This window comes from Pedobacter caeni (genome assembly GCF_900129215.1).
GTDB lineage: Bacteria > Bacteroidota > Bacteroidia > Sphingobacteriales > Sphingobacteriaceae > Pedobacter > Pedobacter caeni.
Window position 1 is genome coordinate 390,918 of record NZ_FQUQ01000002.1, and the last position, 19,606, is coordinate 410,523.

The following is a 19,606-nucleotide window of genomic DNA, read 5'->3' on the forward strand; positions in this document are numbered from 1 at the left end:
CAAATCGATATAGTTATGGGCAAAGAAAAATCTATCGTGCAGTCTCCAATCGTAGTAGGATTGGATATTGGTACTACAAAGATCTGCGTGATCGTAGGCCGGCGCACGCAGCACTCAAAAATCGAAGTACTGGGCATAGGGAAAGCGGAGTCTTCCGGGGTTACCCGTGGGGTAGTTTCCAACATCCAAAAAACGGTGCAGGGAATCGCACAGGCTGTGGAAGTGGCCAGTGGGCAATCGAATGTGGAAATCCGCGTGGTAAACGTTGGTATTGCTGGTCAGCATATCAAGAGTTTGCAGCACCGTGGAATCCTTACCAGAAGAGAGCTGAACAATGAAATCGGTAAAAAAGATATAGACAAATTGATTGATGATATGTTCAAACTGGTAATGCCCCCGGGAGAAGAAATCATTCATGTTTTGCCTCAGGAATTTACGATCGATAATGAGCCCGGAGTAAAAGACCCTATCGGAATGGCAGGAGTGCGTTTAGAAGCGAACTTTCACATCATTTCAGGACAGGTTACTGCTGTCAAGAATATCATGAGGTGCGTAACCAATGCCGGGTTACAAACTCAGGAATTAATTTTGGAGCCTCTTGCTTCTTCTGAATCGGTGTTGAGCGAGGAAGAGAAGGAAGCAGGTATCGCTTTAGTGGATATCGGTGGTGGTACTACTGATATTGCTATTTTTCATGAAGGTATCATCCGCCATACTGCTGTCATCCCATTTGGGGGTAATAGCGTAACGGAAGATATCCGTGAAGGTTGTTCTGTAATGAGAAACCAGGCTGAACTGTTGAAGACCCGTTTCGGTTCTGCCCTGGCTGAAGAAAATAAAGAAAATGAAATCATTTGTGTTCCCGGACTAAGAGGAAGAGAACCAAAAGAGATTTCCGTGAAAAACTTAGCTTATGTGATCCAGGCCCGTATGGAAGAAATCATTGAGCATGTTTATTATGAGATCAAATCTTCAGGATATGAGAAAAAACTAATCGGTGGTGTGGTCATTACCGGTGGTGGTGCCTTGTTGAAACACCTTTCTCAACTGGTAGAATATGTGACTGGTTTAGATTGCCGCGTAGGTTATCCAAATGAGCATTTGTCGAAATATGAAGACATGCCTAAGACGATTTATGACGACCTGAAAAGTCCGATGTATGCCACGAGTGTTGGCTTGCTGATCAAAGGGATCCAGAAAGCGGAAGAGTTGATTGAAGAAATGAAACAACCCGGAGTGTATGTGGAAAAACCTAAGGATGGAAAAGATAAAACCAAAAACTCCGGTGGTGGCTTGTTTGACAAGTTATTGGCTAAAGCAAAGGATTTTGTCAAGGATGATATGAACGTAAGTGACGAAGATTATATTAAATCATAATATTTATCCACAATAAACGATTTTTCCACATTTTAAACACTTGTGGGAAACGCCTGTTAAAAAGTGTGTATTATTACATAGGTAGATGAACAGGAAAAACGAATTTTTAAATAACTGATTCATAAAGATATGCAGTTCGAAATGTTAAAAGATAAGTCATCAATCATCAAGGTAATTGGTGTTGGTGGCGGTGGTGGTAATGCGGTAAACCATATGTACCGTCAGGGAATTACAGGAGTAGACTTTATTATTTGTAATACAGATGCGCAGGCATTGGAGTTTAGTCCGATTCCCAATAAGGTACAATTGGGCGCAAGCCTTACGGAAGGAATGGGTGCAGGCTCAATCCCCGAGGTTGGAAAAAACTCTGCTATTGAAAATATAGATGACATCAAACAAATGCTGGGAAGCACGACAAAGATGTTGTTTATCACAGCCGGAATGGGTGGTGGTACCGGAACAGGTGCAAGCCCGATCATTGCTAAAGCAGCCAAAGAATTAGACATATTAACCGTAGCCATCGTGACTACGCCTTTTGCCTTTGAAGGGAAGAGACGTAAGATGCAGGCCAATGATGGTTTGGATGAGCTGAAGAAATATGTGGATTCGTACCTTGTGATTTCGAACGACAGGTTACGGGAGATCTTTGGTAACCTTACCCTGGGTTCCGCTTTCGCACAGGCCGACGATATCTTAACTACCGCTGCAAAAGGAATCGCAGAAATCATTACTGTACCGGGATACATCAACGTGGATTTTAAAGATGTGCGTACGGTGATGAAAGACAGTGGGGTATCGATCATGGGTAGTTTTGCCTGCGATGGAGAGAACCGTGCTTTAAATGCCGTGGAAGGCGCTTTGGCTTCTCCATTACTGAAAGACAACGAGATTGAAGGTGCCAGATATATTTTATTAAATATCAGTTCAGGTTTACGTGAAGTAACCATGGACGAGGTAACGATCATTACAGATTATATTCAGGACAAAGCAGGACTTTCTGCAGACCTGATCTGGGGTAACTGTATTGATGAGAACCTGGAAGATAAATTGTCGGTGACGATTATTGCTACCGGATTCCAGACTACAGAGCAGCGTGATGAAGAGAAAAAGAATGTGAAAAAGATTTCTTTGCTGACGCCTGAGGAGGCTCCCCTGGTAAAACCTATAGAAGCGGTCAATTCTTTTATTGCCCCTAAACCTGAATCACTTTCTAATGAGCCGGTGATGAAAGCAAAAGAAGAAATCAAACAATCTGATCTTTTCGGTGACCTTTACGGAAACAACAAAAGAAAAATGGAAGATCCTGAAAACGGGATCGTAAGACATACCCTGGTAGAAGAAGAAGCTTCGGCTGCGGAAAGCCAGGAACCTTCGTTTGAGTTTGAAATCAAAGTTGCTGAGACTGACTTCGTTTTTGAAAAACCAGAGTCTGTGTTTAACAATGATGTAGAACCTCAGAAAGAAGAAGTTATTGAGGCAGGTGCTGATGATGATAAAAGCGATGAGTCTATCGAAGATCAGTTGAAAAAATCCAAAGAAAGGATTTTGAGACTGAAAGACTTAAGTATGAAACTGAGAACCAGCAACGGTTTACAGGAATTGGAGAATGAACCGGCTTACAAACGCAAGCAAATGCAATTGCAACAGGTACAACATTCTTCTGAGTCTCAGGTTTCAAGATTTACATTGAGTAATGATGAGGACGGATCTACAGAGATCAGACCTAACAACTCTTTCTTACACGACAACGTTGATTAATCTGATCATCTGAATATTTAAAAGCCTTAGCAATTTCGTTGCTAAGGCTTTTTTGGCATAATAATCGCTCATTAGGCCGATAAACGGGTATAATTGCTATTAAAGCATAATAACCTTAAATTTGCAAAAAATAAGACATATAATTTAAATAGATACACATTGGATATTTTTGATAAAGTAGCAAAACGCATGGGCCCAATTGGTCAGCACCAAAAATGGTCACATGGATATTTCTCTTTTCCTAAATTAGAAGGAGATATCGCGCCTCATATGAATTTTCGTGGCAAAGAGCATTTAGTTTGGAGTTTAAACAATTATTTAGGCTTAGCAAACCATCCTGAAGTTAGAGCAGCAGATCAGCAAGGGGCAACGGATTTCGGTATGGCCTATCCTATGGGCGCAAGGATGATGTCAGGAAACTCTAAATACCATGAACAAATGGAGCAGGAACTGGCAGCTTTTGTTGGAAAACCTGATGCATTTTTGTTGAACTACGGTTACCAGGGAATGGTATCGATCATCGACTGTCTGGTAGATAGAAATGATGTGATCGTTTACGATGCGGAATCTCATGCCTGTATCATCGACGGTTTACGTTTACACATGGGGAAACGGTTTGTGTATCAGCATAATGATATTGAAAGTGCCCGTAAGCAACTGGAACGTGCCACTAAACTGGTGGAGCAAACCGGTGGAGGTATTCTTCTGATTACTGAAGGTGTTTTCGGTATGTCCGGAGCACAGGGTAAACTGAAAGAACTGATTGAATTAAAGAAAGATTTTGACTTCCGTTTACTGATTGATGATGCGCATGGTTTCGGTACCATGGGCCCAACAGGAGCGGGAACACACGAAGCACAGGATTGTATTGATGGTGTAGACGTTTACTTCGGTACTTTTGCGAAGTCAATGGCCGGAATTGGTGCCTTTGTGGCTTCTACTGAGGAGCTGACTAACTTCTTCCGTTATAACATGCGTTCACAGACTTTTGCAAAGGCTTTGCCAATGCCGATGGTAATTGGTTTGCTGAAGCGTCTGGAACTGCTTAAAAACAGTCCTGAGTTAAGGGAGCGTTTATGGAATATCGCAACTACCCTTCAGAAAGGTTTAAGGGAGCGTGGATTCGATTTAGGGGTAACCAATACAATGGTAACGCCTGTATTCTTAAAGGGAGAATTGCTGGAAGCTACGGCACTAACGATGGACCTTCGTGAGAACTATGGTATCTTCTGTTCGATTGTGGTGTATCCGGTGATTCCTAAGGGATTAATCGAGTTGAGGTTGATTCCTACCGCGGCACACACTTTGGAAGATGTACAGCGCACCTTAGATGCTTTTAGTGAAGTGTCTGAAAAACTTAAAAGTGGTTATTACAAAGAGAATCAGTTCTCCATGGCATAACCATTCTGACAATTGATGAAAAGAGGCTGTTTTTAATTAAACAGCCTCTTTTTTATTTAAAGGATAAATCTGTTTCCTTTTCGAAATAAAGGCGGTATAGCGGCTCAGAAAAGGCTGAAAATAGTTCTCATTTAGCCCTATTTATTGTCTCAAACTCTTTTTTTATTAAAATAAACATCTTACTTTAGTAATAGAGTATCAATCAAACCATTAAAAACTAAAAGGAGTAAATTAACGATGAAAAAATTTAATGAAGCAAAAGAACTTGTTGCCGCTTTAGAAGCCGATGCAGACAAATTCTACAACAAAGCCAATAGTGCTGCAGGAACCCGCGTACGTAAAGGTATGCAAGACCTTAAAAACCTGGCCCAAGCCATTCGTTTGGAAGTTCAGGACACCAAAAACAAAGCCACTAAATAAGCTTTTTGATTCAAAAAAAAAGCGTCCAGGAAACCGGGACGCTTTTTTTATGGAGAAGCTTTTTTAAGCAGTGATTCTTTTTGTCTCTGCAACGATGGCCTGACGTAATTCATCTGATACTTTTACCAATGGTAAACGTACATGGTCATCACAAACACCCAATTGTTTCAGGGCAGCTTTAACGCCTGCAGGATTCCCCTCGGCAAACATCTGTCTGGTAAATTCAATCAGGTTCAGGTGCAATGGGGCCGCAGCCTTGAAATCACCTTTTAAAGCCAGTCTGATCATGTCAGACAATTGCTTCGGTAAAGCGTTTCCAATCACAGAAATCACACCTACAGCACCCAGGGAAATCATAGGTAAAGCTACTGGGTCATCTCCGGAGATCAGCATGAAATCAGCTGGTTTATCTCTCATGATCTGGTTAAACTGATCGAAATTCCCGGAGGCTTCCTTTGTTCCAATGATGTTCTTAAAATCATTTGCCAGACGACAGGTGGTTTCAGGACTTACATTACTTGCGGTACGTCCAGGTACATTATACAATAAAACAGGTAAAGCACTCGCTTCTGCCACTGCTTTATAATGCTGATAAATTCCTTCCTGGCTTGGCTTATTATAATATGGACTGGCTGATAAAATTGCATCATAACCATTCGCTTCAAAATCTTTTATACTTTGTGCAACTTCTGCAGTATCATTTCCGCCGATACCTGCAACAAGCGGTAAACGGCCATTGTTTATTTCAGCAGTAAATTCCCAGATCTTCTTCTTCTCACTCTTATTCAGGGTTGATGCTTCTCCTGTGGTACCTAAGGATACCAGGTATTCTACCTTTCCTTCGACTAAGTAATTGATGAGGCTTTTAAGTCCGTCATAATCTACTGTTCCGTCTGCATTAAATGGTGTAACCACTGCTACACCTGTTCCGTGAAATTTATTCATCTTTTATGTTTACTTCAATAACTCTAATAGGTCGTCTACAGAAATCAGGGGGACATTTAGCTTGTTTGCCTTCTCTAATTTAGAAGGACCCATGTTATCACCTGCCACAAGGTAATTCAGCTTTGCAGAAATACCACTTAGTATCTTGCCCCCATTGTTTTCTATCATTTCTTTGAGCTCTTCTCTACTGTAATTCTCAAAAACTCCCGAAATTACAAATGTTTTTCCAGTTAATTTGTCACTTTCCAGTGTAATTTCTTTTTCTACCACTTCGAATTGCAGGCCATAAGCTTTTAATAGCTCAATTTGTTGTAAATGTTCTGGTTTTCCGAAGTATTCAATGATGCTTTCTGCGATTCTCTGGCCAATTTCATCAATAGCTACCAGCTCTTCCAGGCTTGCGCTGGTCAGTTTGTCGATATTTTTCGTTCCAACGGCTAGTTTTCGGGCTACAGTTTCACCAACATACCTTATTCCAAGTCCAAAAAGTACTTTTTCGAAAGGCATTTGTTTGGATAGCTCTATTCCTTTGAGCATGTTTTCAATGGAACGTTCCCCAAAGCGCTCCAGGGTTTTCAACTGATCGGACTTTTCATGTAAGGTGTAAAGGTCGCTGATATGGGCAACCAGGTCCCGCTGATAAAACGTTTCGATAGTCTCATCTCCCAGTCCGTCGATGTTCATCGCCTTGCGACTGATAAAATGCTGCATTTTTCCAACAATCTGTGGCGGACAAGCTTCATCATTCGGGCAATAGAAAGCAACTTCTCCTTCTTTTCTGATCAGTCCCGTACTACACTCCGGACAAAGCGTCGGATAGTTTACTTTGACCGCTCCGGGTTTACGTTTGTCCAGGTTAACATTGATGATCTTAGGAATAATTTCTCCGCCTTTCTCTACAAATACACTATCGCCCTCATGAAGGTCCAGTCTTTCGATTTCATTGGCATTGTGTAAAGTAGCCCTTTTTACCGTTGTCCCGGCCAGCTGAACCGGCTTCAGGTTGGCAACAGGGGTAACTGCACCGGTACGTCCTACCTGGTATGTTACCTTTTCCAGAATCGTTTCTACTTCCTGAGCCTTATATTTATAAGAGATGGCCCAGCGGGGAGATTTGGAGGTAAAGCCCAATTCCTGTTGCTGCGCATAACTGTTGACTTTAATTACAATCCCGTCTATCTCATAAGATAACTTAAAACGTGCTTCCTCCCAATATTGAATAAAGGCGAGAACCTCATCCATATTGTTGCTGAGTTTGGTATGTTCACAAACGTTGAAACCCCATTCTTTAAGGTTTTCCAAGCTTTCCCAATGTGTTTTGAAATAGTTTTTATCTGTATTCAAAGAATAAAGGAAACAATCCAGCGGACGTTTAGACACTTCTTTTGAATCCTGCATTTTAACGGTCCCTGCGGCAAAATTTCTCGGATTGGCATATTGTACCTCTCCAAGCTCTTCGCGTTCCTTATTGAGGCGGTCAAAGGCTGCACGGTGCATGAATATCTCTCCTCTGATTTCAAAAAGAGGAGGGACATCTGCGTTTTTTAATTTATGAGGAATGTTACGGATGGTTTTAATATTGGTGGTCACATCATCGCCCTTGCTGCCATCGCCACGGGTAACGGCTCTTACCAGTTTAGCATCCTCATAAGTCAGACTGATGGACAGACCATCAAATTTTAGCTCACAAACGTATTGAAACTGCTCTCCGATCGTTTTTCTAACACGTTCATCAAAATCACGCAGGTCCTGCTCATTATAGGTATTGCCTAAGGAAAGCATGGGCCAGCGGTGTTGAACGGTGGTAAAGGCTTTGGTAATGTCACCTCCGACTTTTAAGGTTGGAGAGTCGGGGTCAGCAAATTCCGGATGTTCTTTTTCCAGTTTATCCAGCTCTTCTAACTTCTTGTCAAATTCGTAATCTGCAATGGTAGGCATTGCCAGAACATAATAATTATAACTGTGTTGGTTAAGCTCCTTAACCAAGGCTTCCATTTTGTCTTTTATCTCCATAAGTGGCATAAGACAAATATAGAATAAATCAGAATAAAGGAGGAAGCATACCTTCTATGCGGTCAAAAATCTCCAGGTAATCGGGGGCAATGGATTCCTTATATTGTTCCAGTCTTTCAGTAAGCATGGACAGTTGGGCTTCGGTAAACGGGTTTTCCCATAAGCGCATACAGATGCGGTTCAGGGCATAGGAGATGTTTTCCATCTTTTGATAACTGAAAAGATACCTGCTGGAGATGAAACTGTCCAGGAACTTAAAGAATACGCTGGTGTCTGCTACGCCACAGTTTTTTAAGAAAATATCCAGCGCAGGCTTGTCGGCCAGGGTCAGGCGTTCATAAAATGTAGGAATGCTGACCGTTCCCTTTACGGTGAGTAAATGGTCCAGAACCAATTCCAATCCGATGTGCGCGAGAAAAAATGGTTTTACCGGGCTGTTTTCAAATACCGGCAAAATGAGTTGTTTCAAGGCATTCGTTTGTGTTTTGAAGAATTCTGAAGAATGGAAAATCCGGTCTACTTCCAGATGTCTTTCCCAACCTTTCAGTAGCGATAATTGAAGGGCATCACCTTCAAAAAGATGTTTTTCTTTTAATGGATACAGGTTGCTGTCTTTCTGTGCATTTTTGACTAAATCAGGCAAAATGACACCGATGACCATGTTTTCATCATAGTTGTCTCGTTCAAAATAGAAGTGGGATAGAAAGTTCATCGCTTTAAAAGTAACCATTTTTGTTCAGTGCTTTTCCTATATTTGCGCCAAAAGGATATAATAATGACCAATTTTGTTGAAGAATTACGCTGGAGAGGCATGTTGCAGGATATCATGCCTGGTACTGAAGAAAAATTAAATGAGGGAATGACATCCGGGTATATTGGCTTTGATCCGACTGCAGATTCACTGCATGTGGGACACCTGACCCAGATCATGACACTTATTCATTTTCAACGTGCAGGACATAAGCCTTATGCTCTGGTAGGTGGCGCAACAGGAATGGTCGGTGATCCTTCCGGTAAATCCGACGAAAGAAACCTTCAGACAGAGGCTATGGTAGAACATAACCTTGCCGGAATGAAGAAACAACTTTCTAAATTCCTCAAGTTTGAAGATGCCGGTAATGGAGCAGTCATGGTGAACAACAACGACTGGTTTAAAGACATGAACCTGTTTACTTTTATCAGGGATGTCGGAAAACACATTACCGTCAACTATATGATGGCTAAGGATAGCGTAAAAAGACGTTTGGATGGTGATTCCGGATTGTCTTTTACGGAGTTCTGCTACCAGTTGATTCAGGGTTTTGACTTTTACTATTTATGGAAACACCATAATTGCCTCATTCAAATGGGCGGTTCAGATCAGTGGGGTAACATCGTTACGGGTACTGAGCTGATCAGACGTAAAGACGCAGGTACTGCCTTTGCGATTACCACTCAATTGATTAAAAAAGCAGACGGAACTAAATTTGGCAAAACTGAAAGTGGTGCCGTTTGGTTAGATCCTGAGAAAACTTCGCCTTATAAGTTCTATCAGTTTTGGTTAAATGCTTCTGATGATGATACCAAGAAGTGGATCAGGATCTTTACGTTAAAAGCTAAAGAAGAAATTGAAAAGCTGGAAACTGCACATGATGAAGCACCTCATTTACGCATTTTGCAAAAAGCCCTTGCTGAGGACATTACTGTAAGAACACATTCTTTGGAGGCACTGGAAACGGCCATCAAAACTTCAGAATTCTTATTTGGAAATGGTTCACTGGATTTCTTCAAAACCTTAACTGAAACACAGGTTTTGGAGATCTTTGAAGGGATTCCTCAGTTCCAGGTTTCAAAAGAAGAATTGAATTCAGGAATTGATGCGGCAACTTTACTAGCCGAAAAATCTTCGGTATTCCCATCTAAAGGAGAAGCGAAGAAATTGATTCAGGGTGGTGGTGTGTCTGTGAATAAGGAGAAATTAAAAGATGCAGCAGAGCTCATCTCTGCAGATCATCTGTTGAATGATCAGTTCATTATTGTTCAGAAAGGAAAGAAAAACTACTTCCTGCTGATCGCCAGATAAGCATAAAATATTAAAACAGAAATCCCGGTCCAGGCCGGGATTTTTTTATGAATATGGTTTTTTTCAGGGAGCTTATTGAACCAGGAGATTACAACCCCTGATATCAGCATTGTCAAAGCGCCCCAATACTTCAAAGGAGTGATCAGGAAATAGCCTTCCAAGGTCCTGAGTGGCTATAAAAGAACAGGAATTGACATTTGCCAGATCGATGACATTGATGCCTCCGCTGCGGTTTTTGCTCAGTAGAGTCAGCGGGTCGTTGGTATCTCTCAGGTGGATTCTCATCCATGGCGGACATTCAAAAATTCCGGATCCTTTAGAGTAAGCCTGGGAAAGGAGTTCGGTCATGCCATATTCACTATGAATATCATTCACCCCAAAGCCATCTTGTAAAAGCTGATGCAATTCCTCCCTGACCATTTCTTTTCTTTTTCCTTTCATTCCACCGGTTTCCATCACCACCAGTTCCGGAAAATCGATCTGGTATTGTTCAATGAAATCGAGTAAGGCATAGGTAACCCCAATTAAAATGGTTTTCTGGCCTATTGCTTTCAGCTGAGTTAATTTTTGATGTAATTCTTCATGGTTGTGCAGGAAATATCCGCTATCAGGATGTTTGCTGTCTCTGATCAGGGCATCCACCATATAGATTAAGGAAGAACCCTCCCTTTCCAGATAGGATGGAAGCAGAGCCAGGAAACAGGTGTTTTCGATCTTCCCGTAAAACTGCTCAAAAGCAAGGGTAAAACTTTGATCATAAACAGACAGATCGGTAATCAGGTGCCTGCTTTGGATCATCCCTGTAGTGCCTGAACTGCTGAATGTAATTTCAGGAGCTGCTTTGCTGCTGAGTATTTCATGCGTTTTGAAAAAACTGATCGGCAGGTAAGGAATCTGTACGGAGGAACTGATCTCCTCAGGTTTAACCCTGAGATGTGAGATATATTCTTTGTAAATGCGACAGTGCTCTGCCTGATGCCGGAATACGTTCAGGCAGGTTTCCTCAAACTGCCCGTTGTTGCTTATAGAAAATATTTGCTTTATTAAATCCTTCACCCGGCAAAAATACGCAAGAATGTTTTAGTTTAATCATTGGTTTTTTTAGATAACACTGCTTTTCTGAAGTGATATCCGCAAAAGCCACTGACTGCAGCGACGAAAGCACCCAATAGCGTGCTCAGGACCAATATGATCCACCAGGACTTTACACCGATCATTTCAGCAACCCTTGAAGCCAGAAGATGCTGGTTAGGGATACTTTTAAATAAGGCCATTCCCAACCACAGCAAAAGGATGGCAAAGAAAGGGGACCAAAGGGAGATTTTTGCCGTTTTGCCGATTAATCCGCAGGTTGCAAAAGAAATCGCAACGATCACCCACCAGGGCAGTACCATTTGCAGTAAAAAGGAAGCGATAAGTATGACTATAAAAACCATTCTATTATTTTTTGGTTATTTTTAATTGAGAAATTATTTTGGCATTAGGGTCATTTGGGGATTGCATGAAATAAAGATCATACAATTTTCCGCTTGCCCAGGTATCGATCATGTCGTCATAGAAACGGCTGCCGGGATTTCCCGATTGTCCGCCTGGAAATACGCCATGTCCTTTAGGAGTTTTACCAAGCTCGATGACCATTCTCCAGGAAGGTCCATTACTTTCACTAAGGGCATCGATGGTCATTTTGCCACCACCAATCATGAGGGTTTTTGATCCGAAACCGGGAATTTTTGCCAGGTGGGGTACATTGGTATGTTTTACATTGGCCCATTCCCACTTCTTACCGATCGCGCCATATTTACGCTCCAGGCTGTCGCATGAATATTTAAAAGCTTCGTTGACCAGGTCACTCAGTGTTTCTTTTTCAGGGGTATTGATGTTGTCAATCCATTTGGAGTTAGGCTCTTTTAAAACCAGCTGCAGGGAACGGTCGCGGGAAGGGAAACGCATTGGTACGGAATCTACTGTAAACTCATCAGTCCAAATATTCGATTGCAGCCTTTTGGTCCATAGGTCAAAAATACTTGCTGCAAGAGAGGTTCCTTCGTAATATTTATTCCATTCCGAAGTGATCCGGAGTGCTTCTTTTTGTGTTGCGTTCAATTTGCTGTTGTCTACCAGACCTAGAATGGCAGGCAGAATGTTTTGAGCAAAGATGCTATAGGTATCGGTTTGCATGATGCGGATGCTGTCAGCAGTGGCTTTCGTCATCGCGGTCAGGCGGTCGTTGATCCTTTTCCCACGTTCATAAGGACTAAATTCCCAATTGATGTAATAAGGGTAACTCGGATCTGTTGAGGATTGGTTTGCTGAGCTGACAAAACCTCTTGGCGGATTTTTTACAGTAGGATTGTGTGCTGCCGGAATCCATCCCTGCCAGTCGTTCTTTGGATCTGTTCCATCCAGTATAAATTTGCCCTGATCTTTCCATTTTAAGGGGAATTTACCGTTAGCGGTGATGGCAATGTCATTATCAGCAGAAGCGAATACAAAATTCTGTGCCGGGGCAGTATAATATGTTAAAGCTTTACGGTAATCGTCGTAGTTTTTGCCACGGTTCAAAAGGTAGAATGTTTTAAGCTCATTTGACTTTTCATGTGCAATCCAGCGAAGGGCGTTACCTACCGGGACATTTCCTGCTTTGGCATAGCCTTGTGGCTTTTGAAGGTAGACTACCGGACCGTGATGCGTATAAAAAACGGTGTCGGTTTCTGCTTTATCTCCCCTGATCTGGATTTTTTCCAGACGCGTACTGGTATTCTTCCATTCGTTATTGTACCAATAGCTTTTATGGGTATTGTCTTTGAATTTAATCTGATAGAAGTCAAGCACATCAGCAGCAACATTGGTTACACCCCAGGCAATGTTCTGGTTAAATCCGATAATGATACCCGGGGCTCCCGGAAGAGAGACGCCATAGGAATTCACACCCGGAGCATGCAGTTGGATCTGGTACCAGATCGAAGGCAGGGTCAGGTCAAGATGTGGATCATTGGATAAAATAGGGGAACCTGAAAGGGTCTTTGAGCCGGATAATGCCCAGTTGTTACTTCCGATTCCTTCTTCTTTTTGTTTGGTTTTTACTGATCCGGTCATCATTTCTGTGAAAGAAGCCGGTGCTGTTGGAATAGGAAGTGGCTGGAAATCCCATTTCGTTCCTACCGGAATGATCGGGTCTTCTTTGAAAGGGTAATCCGGGAACAGGTCTTTTACCACCTCAGTGCCGAATTTCTTTCTGATATTGGTCATGTAAAACTCGTCAGAACCCATCGCCAGAACGGCCGACATTTGCTTTAACAACAAGGCACATTTGATCGGGGTCCAGTCTTCGGGTTTGAAATCTAATATTTTATATTCAATGGGTAATTTTGAAGGGGATAAAGAGTGGATATAGGCATTGATTCCGGCAGTATAAGCAAGGATCATTTCTTTGGATTTAGGGTCAGCCATCATTCCTTCAAAGGATTTCTCTGCTCCGTAAACCATTCCCATTCTCCGTTGGTACCGGTCTACTTCAATGGCTTTCTTTCCTACAACTTCGGATAAACGGCCAGCCGCATAACGGGTTTGGAAGTCCATTTGCCATAACCTGTGTTTGGCGGTAACATAACCCTGGGCATAATAAAGATCATGGTCATTCTGTGCGAAGATGTGTGGGATCATGCGATCGTCAAAAGCAATGTCCACGTTTTCAAGGGTTTCTTTTAAAACGAGACTCTTACGTGCTTTCACCGTTGCATTTTCTGCGTTTTGCCAGAACCCGGTAAAGGGGTTAAGAAATTTGAGCAGGGGGGGAGTATTTCCGAACTTTGTATTCAATGCATATGCTAACAGGATCGGGATTACAATGCAAATCAGGGCTTTTATTTTATTCATCATAATTGAATTAAAGGTACGCTTTATCTTATCAATTAATTGCTAATTTTTTGGCTTCTGCAATTTAACACAAAACTTAATTCGTTTAAAATGAAAATTAGATTTTGTCAATTAAATATTCCACAGAATACGGTTTGGATAATTAAAAAATTGTATTAAATTTAAGATAAAATTAACCAAATATAAAATTGTTACCTATGAGCAAAACTTTTACAAAAGCAATCTTCACGTTTTTATTGTTCTTTGTTACTGCTGCAGTAGCACAGGCACAAAACGTCGTCATTAGTGGGTCGGTGATCGATAAACTCACTAAAGAACCAATACCAGGTGTTGGGATTACCGTTAAAGGCACTACTGCAGGCACGGCTACTGATAACGCCGGGAAATATAACTTTAGTACATCACAGAAGGCTCCATTTACACTGGTGATTTCTTACTTAGGTTATACTTCGGTGGAAAAACAAATTACGGGCAATACGTCCAATCTGGATGTTGAACTCGAACAAACCGCACTTTTAGGACAGGAAGTGGTGATCTCTGCTTCCAGAACGCCGGAAAAGATCCTGGAATCACCGGTGTCTGTAGAGCGGATGGGCGCTGCAGCAATTAAAGAGGTGGCAGCACCTTCTTTTTATGATGCATTGAACAATATGAAAGGGGTGGAAATCAGCACCCAGAGTTTAACGTTCAAATCCATCAATACCAGAGGTTTTAACTCCAATGGAAACACGAGGTTCAATCAGTATGTGGATGGGATGGACAACCAGGCTCCGGGACTGAACTTCTCTGTTGGTAACATCGTTGGGGTAAATGACCTGGATGTAGACAATGTTGAGCTGCTGCCGGGAGCATCTTCTGCTTTATACGGTGCGGGAGGGATTAGCGGTACCATGCTGATCACTTCAAAAAGTCCTTTTGATTACCAGGGTGCAAGTTTCCAGTACAAAAGAGGAATCAACCATGTGAACGACAATAGCAGCGAAACCCAGCCATTTAATCAACTGGATGTTCGTGTAGCAAAAGCATGGAACAATAAATTCGCATTTAAAGGTACTTTCTCTTTTATGCAGGCGGAAGACTGGCATGCAAACAATTTCAGCAATTTTGACCGTGCTGCACGTCAGGCCAAGCCGGGCGACAGGAGTTCTGATCCTAACTATGATGGAATCAACAGCTATGGTGATGAGGTGAGTCAGAATATGAAAAATGTGGCGCAGGCCGCACTTAATGCAGGTACATCTGGTTTTGTTCAGCAAGCTTTAGGTTTGACAGCTCCTCCAACAGCTGCTCAGATTGCTGATTTCAGGGCCCACCCACTGCGAGGTCCTGCATTGACTAATTTTTTAACTACAGATCCCCGGTTCAGCGCATTTACCCTGGGTTTCAAAAACCCTGCACTCCTTCCGGATCAGAGTGTTTCCAGAACAGGATATGAAGAAGTAAACTTAGTAGATTATAAAACTCAGTCTTTAAAAACTTCAGGTGCTTTGCACTATCGCTTTACGCCTACTATTGAAGCAATCGCTCAGGCCAACTGGGGAACAGGAACTTCTGTATACACTGGTTCGGATCGTTATTCTTTGCGTAATTTCAGTATCGGGCAATACAAACTGGAACTAAAAGGACGGGATTTCTTCCTAAAAGGATATACTACTCAGGAACGTTCCGGAGACTCCTATATCTCTTCCATTCTGGGTAGTTATATCAATGAGAAATCTAAGAGATCAACAGACTGGTTTCCTCAGTATGTAGCCAATTTTGTTGGTGCCCGTAATGCAGGATTAGATGAAGCAGGGGCACATGCTGCGGCAAGAAAGGCAGCCGATGTGGGAAGATTTGTACCCGGATCTGCAGCATTTGAAGCGGCTAAAGATCAGATCATGAATACCACCATTGCCAGTACTGATTTTAAAAAGGGTATTTATGGGGCTAAATTCAATGATAAAACCAATTTATATCATTATGAGGGGATGTACAATTTCAGTAATCTCCTGAACAATGCGGTAGAATTCCAACTCGGTGCTTCTTACCGTATCTTTCAGCTAAGGTCTGGTGGTACAATTTTTAATGACCTTAATGATAAAATCGACATCAATGAATATGGTGCTTTCGCTCAGTTGGGTAAGAAATTATTTAATGATGTACTGAAACTAACTGTTTCCGGACGTTATGATAAAAGCAAAAATTTTGAAGGCCGCTTTACACCAAGAGTAACGGGTGTATTTACTGTTGCTCCTAATAACAATATCCGTTTATCTTATCAGACAGGATATAGAAACCCGACTACACAGAATCAATATATAGATTTATCTGTTGGTGGTGGTTCACAAAGGTTAATTGGTGGTTTGCCTCAAAGCCTGAATAATTATAGCCTTTATACAAATAAGCCATTCACGGATGTCAGCTACCGTGCCTTCCTGGCTTCTGCTTCTGCAGGTACACCAAACCCGGGATTGTTGCAGCAATATAATTTTGATGCCAAAGGAGTAGTTCCGGAAAGTGTTCAGGCTTATGAAGTGGGTTACAAAGGATTGTTAGGACCTAAGTTTCTGATTGATGCTTATGCTTATTACAACATGTATAAAAACTTCATTACCGCTGTAGATGTTTATCAGCGTGGTGATGATGGTTCTTTCACTAAATTCGGTGTTCCTGTGAACGCAACCGGAGAGGTGAAAGCTTATGGTGCTGCTTTAGGAGTCGACTATTTATTGGGTAAATTCAATGTAAGCGGTAACGTATCTTATAATGAGATCGGTGATCTTCCTACAGGTTATATCAATGATTTCAACACCCCTAAATACCGTTATAACCTTGGATTAGGAAATAAAGAAATCATCAAAAATGTAGGTTTCAATGTGGCATGGCGCTGGCAGGATAAGTTCTACTGGAACTCTTCTTTTGCTTCAGGAGAAGTACCTGCATACAGTACACTTGATGCACAGGTCAACCTGAAAGTACCTTCTGTAAACTCGATGATCAAAATCGGAGGATCAAACGTGTTGAACAAATATTATTTCACCTCATACGGTAACCCTTCTGTAGGGGCACTGTACTATGTGTCTTATACTTTTAATCCTTAGGGATCTCTCTGCAAACGATAAAAGCCCCGGCCTTCAAACCGGGGCTTTTTTGTGGATAAAACCATCGCTTCCAGAGGAAAAGCTGCAAAATAATCCTTTGCTTTTCATATAAATTTTAACACCTTAGTTGTACAGATTACACGATCTATTGATCTGCTATTATTACTTAAACGATTTTCATGGAAGAACAAAACGAACACGGGAAAGAAATAAAGAACGATGGCATAATTCAGGAAATTGTTGAAGAGACAGTACAACATTTGAATAATCCTGTTACCGACCTGAAGCCTATTGTTAAGAAATACCTCTCTGCAGTGCAAAAGGTTAAGAAAGAGGGGAATAAATTTTACTTTTCTGATGGCGATGCAAGGGTAGAAATCAGGGTGGTGAGCGATGAGATCATCAGGGTCAGACTGGCACCACATGGTGTTTTCTTAGATGATTTCTCTTATGCCGTTCCGGTAGTAGACCAGAAGGTCACGACCTTTAAAATGGAAGAGCAGGAAGACCATTATGCGATTTCCACCAATACCATTACCTGTAAAATCAGAAAAGAAGATTTTCACATCTCTTTCACAGAAAAGTTAACCCAGATGGTGATGAGCGAAGATGAGTCGCCGATGCACTGGGAAGAAAATATAGAGTTTGGTGGGTATTATGTGTATGCCACTAAAAAATGTTTGCCCGAAGAGAATTTCTTCGGTCTGGGAGATAAATCGGGTAACATGAACCTGAGAGGCCGTCATTTCCAGAACTGGAATACAGATGCCTATTCATTTGGATGGGACCAGGATCCGCTATACCGGACCATTCCTTTTTACCTGGGAGTACACCAACAGGCCGCTTACGGGATTTTCTTTGACAATACCTTCCGTTCTTATTTTGATTTCGGAAAGGAAGACAACCAAAAGACCAGCTTCTGGGCGGATGGCGGAGAATTGCAATACTATTATATCCATGGTCCGCATATGATGGACGTGGTGAAAAGATATCAAACCCTTACGGGTACTCACCCTATGCCTCCAAAATGGGCTTTGGGGTATCATCAATGCCGCTGGAGTTATTATCCTGAAAAGAAGGTAAAAGAAATTGCCGATGGTTTCAGGTCCAGAAATATTCCTTGTGATGCCATTTATCTGGACATCGACTATATGGATGGCTACCGTTGCTTCACCTGGAACAAAAATTATTTCCCTGATCCCAAAAGAATGATCAAGGAACTGGCCAATGATGGTTTTAAAACCGTGGTTATGATTGATCCGGGAATTAAAGTGGACGACAATTACTGGGTATTTAAAGAGGGGAAAGAAAACAATTACTTCTGCAGAAGGAGTGATGATTATTTCATGGAAGGTCATGTATGGCCTGGAAGATGCCAGTTCCCGGATTTTACCAATCCTACAGTAAGGGAATGGTGGGGTAACTTGTATAAAGAGTTGGTCGATATTGGCGTCGCCGGTGTATGGAATGATATGAATGAGCCTGCCGTGTTTGGTGCGGGAACGTTTCCTAATGATGTAAGACATAATTTTGATGGTTATCGTGGGTCACACCGTAAAGCGCATAACGTTTATGGGATGCAGATGGTGCGCTCCACTTACGACGGCCTGAAAAAGCTGATGCGTAATAAACGTCCTTTTACCATTACCCGGGCCGGTTATTCCGGAATGCAGCGGTATGGTTGTGTATGGACAGGTGATAACGTAGCGACATGGGAACACCTGAAAATAGGAAATATCCAATGTCAGCGAATGTCCGTTTCCGGAGTTCCGTTCTGTGGGACAGATATTGGAGGCTTCAGCGGTGAACCTGATGCAGAATTGTTTACGCGCTGGATTCAGCTGGGTACTTTCTCGCCCTTTATGAGGGCACACTCTGCCGGAGATACTGCTGAAAGAGAACCATGGAGCTTTGGAGAGCCTTATACCAGTATCAACAGGACTTATATCGAATTGAGATACCGTCTGATGCCTTATTTATACTCTGTTTTCTGGGAACATCACCGTTATGGATTCCCTATCCTCAGACCTTTAGTGATGCTGGAACAGGAAAATGTAAGCAACCATTTCCGTCAGGATGAGTTTACTTTCGGGGATAAAATCCTGGTTTGTCCGGTATTAGAGCAGGGAGCAACTTCACGTATGGTATACCTTCCTAAAGGAAAATGGTATAACTTCTGGACACATGAGGTACTGAACGGAGAAAGTGAGCATAACATCGCTGCTGCGCTGGATCATATGCCGCTATTTGTACGTGCCGGATCAGTAATCCCGGAATATCCGGTGATGCAATACGTTGGAGAAAAAAATGTAGATGAAGTATTATTGAATATCTATTATTCTGACTACGAAGTGAATTCCTTCCTTTATGAGGATCATGGAGATACCTTTGCTTATGAACAGGACATCTATTCTGAAAAGAAATTCAGCGTTAAAGGAGACAAAAAAAGACTGACAATTGAGCAGAGCGTAGACGGACTTTATACCCCTAACTACGAACTGTATAATTATAACATCATCGGGCTTCCTTTTAAAGTGAACAAGATTAGTGTAGATGAAAAAGATGTAACGGATTTCCACATGGATGAACGCAATTGTCTGCGTTTTAAATCCAATAAGAATTTTATGACGATCAAAGTATACGGTGAGTAATGTGAAAAATTAAAATCATA

The 19,606-nt window shown here is 41.8% G+C and carries 13 protein-coding genes; 7 read left to right on the forward strand and 6 right to left on the reverse strand.

Translation table 11 applies throughout. The features are described 5' to 3' along the window. Nucleotides 1-15: 15 nt before the first annotated feature. From ftsA to BUC20_RS09050, 4 genes are all read left to right on the forward strand, one after another. On the forward strand, nucleotides 16-1,377 hold the full coding sequence (gene ftsA / locus BUC20_RS09035) for a cell division protein FtsA (RefSeq protein ID WP_073230150.1): 1,362 nt from the start codon (nucleotides 16-18) through the stop codon (nucleotides 1,375-1,377). Nucleotides 1,378-1,506: 129 nt separating this feature from the next. Then, nucleotides 1,507-3,135, forward strand: coding sequence for a cell division protein FtsZ (gene ftsZ / locus BUC20_RS09040; RefSeq protein ID WP_073230152.1), 1,629 nt, complete (start codon nucleotides 1,507-1,509; stop codon nucleotides 3,133-3,135). A gap of 159 nt (nucleotides 3,136-3,294) precedes the next feature. Further along, nucleotides 3,295-4,536, forward strand: a complete 1,242-nt coding sequence (locus BUC20_RS09045) for an aminotransferase class I/II-fold pyridoxal phosphate-dependent enzyme (RefSeq protein WP_073230153.1) — start codon at nucleotides 3,295-3,297, stop codon at nucleotides 4,534-4,536. 237 nt (nucleotides 4,537-4,773) lie between these two features. Then, on the forward strand, nucleotides 4,774-4,956 hold the full coding sequence (locus tag BUC20_RS09050) for a histone H1 (protein ID WP_073230155.1): 183 nt from the start codon (nucleotides 4,774-4,776) through the stop codon (nucleotides 4,954-4,956). A 63-nt stretch (nucleotides 4,957-5,019) separates the two neighbouring features. Here BUC20_RS09050 and dapA read toward each other — a convergent pair whose 3' ends face one another. From dapA to BUC20_RS09065, 3 genes are read right to left on the reverse strand one after another with little or no spacing between them, the layout of a single operon-like run. Beyond that, nucleotides 5,020-5,901 (reverse strand): 4-hydroxy-tetrahydrodipicolinate synthase, encoded by an 882-nt coding sequence (dapA, locus tag BUC20_RS09055; protein WP_073230157.1) that lies wholly within the window; start codon nucleotides 5,899-5,901, stop codon nucleotides 5,020-5,022. Between the two features lie 9 nt (nucleotides 5,902-5,910). Continuing rightward, nucleotides 5,911-7,923 carry an NAD-dependent DNA ligase LigA gene (gene ligA / locus BUC20_RS09060; RefSeq protein WP_073230159.1) on the reverse strand — a complete coding sequence of 671 codons (2,013 nt, stop codon included), beginning with the start codon at nucleotides 7,921-7,923 and terminating at the stop codon, nucleotides 5,911-5,913. 19 nt (nucleotides 7,924-7,942) lie between these two features. After that, nucleotides 7,943-8,644 (reverse strand): ACP phosphodiesterase, encoded by a 702-nt coding sequence (locus tag BUC20_RS09065; RefSeq protein ID WP_234994486.1) that lies wholly within the window; start codon nucleotides 8,642-8,644, stop codon nucleotides 7,943-7,945. 45 nt (nucleotides 8,645-8,689) lie between these two features. On the opposite strand from BUC20_RS09065, the gene tyrS reads away from it, so the two are divergent. Then, nucleotides 8,690-9,976, forward strand: a complete 1,287-nt coding sequence (tyrS, locus tag BUC20_RS09070; RefSeq protein WP_073230161.1) for a tyrosine--tRNA ligase — start codon at nucleotides 8,690-8,692, stop codon at nucleotides 9,974-9,976. A 72-nt stretch (nucleotides 9,977-10,048) separates the two neighbouring features. On the opposite strand, the gene BUC20_RS09075 is transcribed toward tyrS, so the two are convergent. From BUC20_RS09075 to BUC20_RS09085, 3 genes are read right to left on the reverse strand one after another with little or no spacing between them, the layout of a single operon-like run. Then, complete coding sequence (locus BUC20_RS09075; protein ID WP_073230162.1) at nucleotides 10,049-11,032, reverse strand: LuxE/PaaK family acyltransferase; 984 nt, start codon at nucleotides 11,030-11,032, stop codon at nucleotides 10,049-10,051. A gap of 29 nt (nucleotides 11,033-11,061) precedes the next feature. After that, a complete protein-coding gene (locus BUC20_RS09080; RefSeq protein WP_073230164.1) occupies nucleotides 11,062-11,412 on the reverse strand; it encodes a hypothetical protein in 351 nt (116 codons plus the stop codon). 4 nt (nucleotides 11,413-11,416) lie between these two features. Continuing rightward, on the reverse strand, nucleotides 11,417-13,855 hold the full coding sequence (locus BUC20_RS09085; protein ID WP_317042772.1) for a penicillin acylase family protein: 2,439 nt from the start codon (nucleotides 13,853-13,855) through the stop codon (nucleotides 11,417-11,419). 194 nt (nucleotides 13,856-14,049) lie between these two features. Between BUC20_RS09085 and BUC20_RS09090 the strand changes: the two genes are divergently transcribed. Further along, the gene (locus BUC20_RS09090) at nucleotides 14,050-16,935 is read left to right on the forward strand and encodes a TonB-dependent receptor (protein ID WP_073230166.1); all 2,886 of its coding nucleotides are present in this window, start codon (nucleotides 14,050-14,052) and stop codon (nucleotides 16,933-16,935) included. 179 nt (nucleotides 16,936-17,114) lie between these two features. Beyond that, nucleotides 17,115-19,586 (forward strand): glycoside hydrolase family 31 protein, encoded by a 2,472-nt coding sequence (locus BUC20_RS09095; RefSeq protein ID WP_073230168.1) that lies wholly within the window; start codon nucleotides 17,115-17,117, stop codon nucleotides 19,584-19,586. Nucleotides 19,587-19,606 lie beyond the last annotated feature (20 nt).

Bases quoted from the DNA above. Each gene is read 5' to 3' on its own strand.
- ftsA (WP_073230150.1), top strand. From the start codon at position 16: ATGGGCAAAGAAAAATCTATCGTGCAGTCTCCAATCGTAGTAGGATTG.
- ftsZ (WP_073230152.1), top strand. From the start codon at position 1,507: ATGCAGTTCGAAATGTTAAAAGATAAGTCATCAATCATCAAGGTAATT.
- BUC20_RS09050 (WP_073230155.1), top strand. From the start codon at position 4,774: ATGAAAAAATTTAATGAAGCAAAAGAACTTGTTGCCGCTTTAGAAGCC.
- dapA (WP_073230157.1), bottom strand. From the start codon at position 5,901: ATGAATAAATTTCACGGAACAGGTGTAGCAGTGGTTACACCATTTAAT.
- ligA (WP_073230159.1), bottom strand. From the start codon at position 7,923: ATGCCACTTATGGAGATAAAAGACAAAATGGAAGCCTTGGTTAAGGAG.
- BUC20_RS09065 (WP_234994486.1), bottom strand. From the start codon at position 8,644: ATGGTTACTTTTAAAGCGATGAACTTTCTATCCCACTTCTATTTTGAA.
- tyrS (WP_073230161.1), top strand. From the start codon at position 8,690: ATGACCAATTTTGTTGAAGAATTACGCTGGAGAGGCATGTTGCAGGAT.
- BUC20_RS09080 (WP_073230164.1), bottom strand. From the start codon at position 11,412: ATGGTTTTTATAGTCATACTTATCGCTTCCTTTTTACTGCAAATGGTA.
- BUC20_RS09085 (WP_317042772.1), bottom strand. From the start codon at position 13,855: ATGATGAATAAAATAAAAGCCCTGATTTGCATTGTAATCCCGATCCTG.
- BUC20_RS09090 (WP_073230166.1), top strand. From the start codon at position 14,050: ATGAGCAAAACTTTTACAAAAGCAATCTTCACGTTTTTATTGTTCTTT.
- BUC20_RS09095 (WP_073230168.1), top strand. From the start codon at position 17,115: ATGGAAGAACAAAACGAACACGGGAAAGAAATAAAGAACGATGGCATA.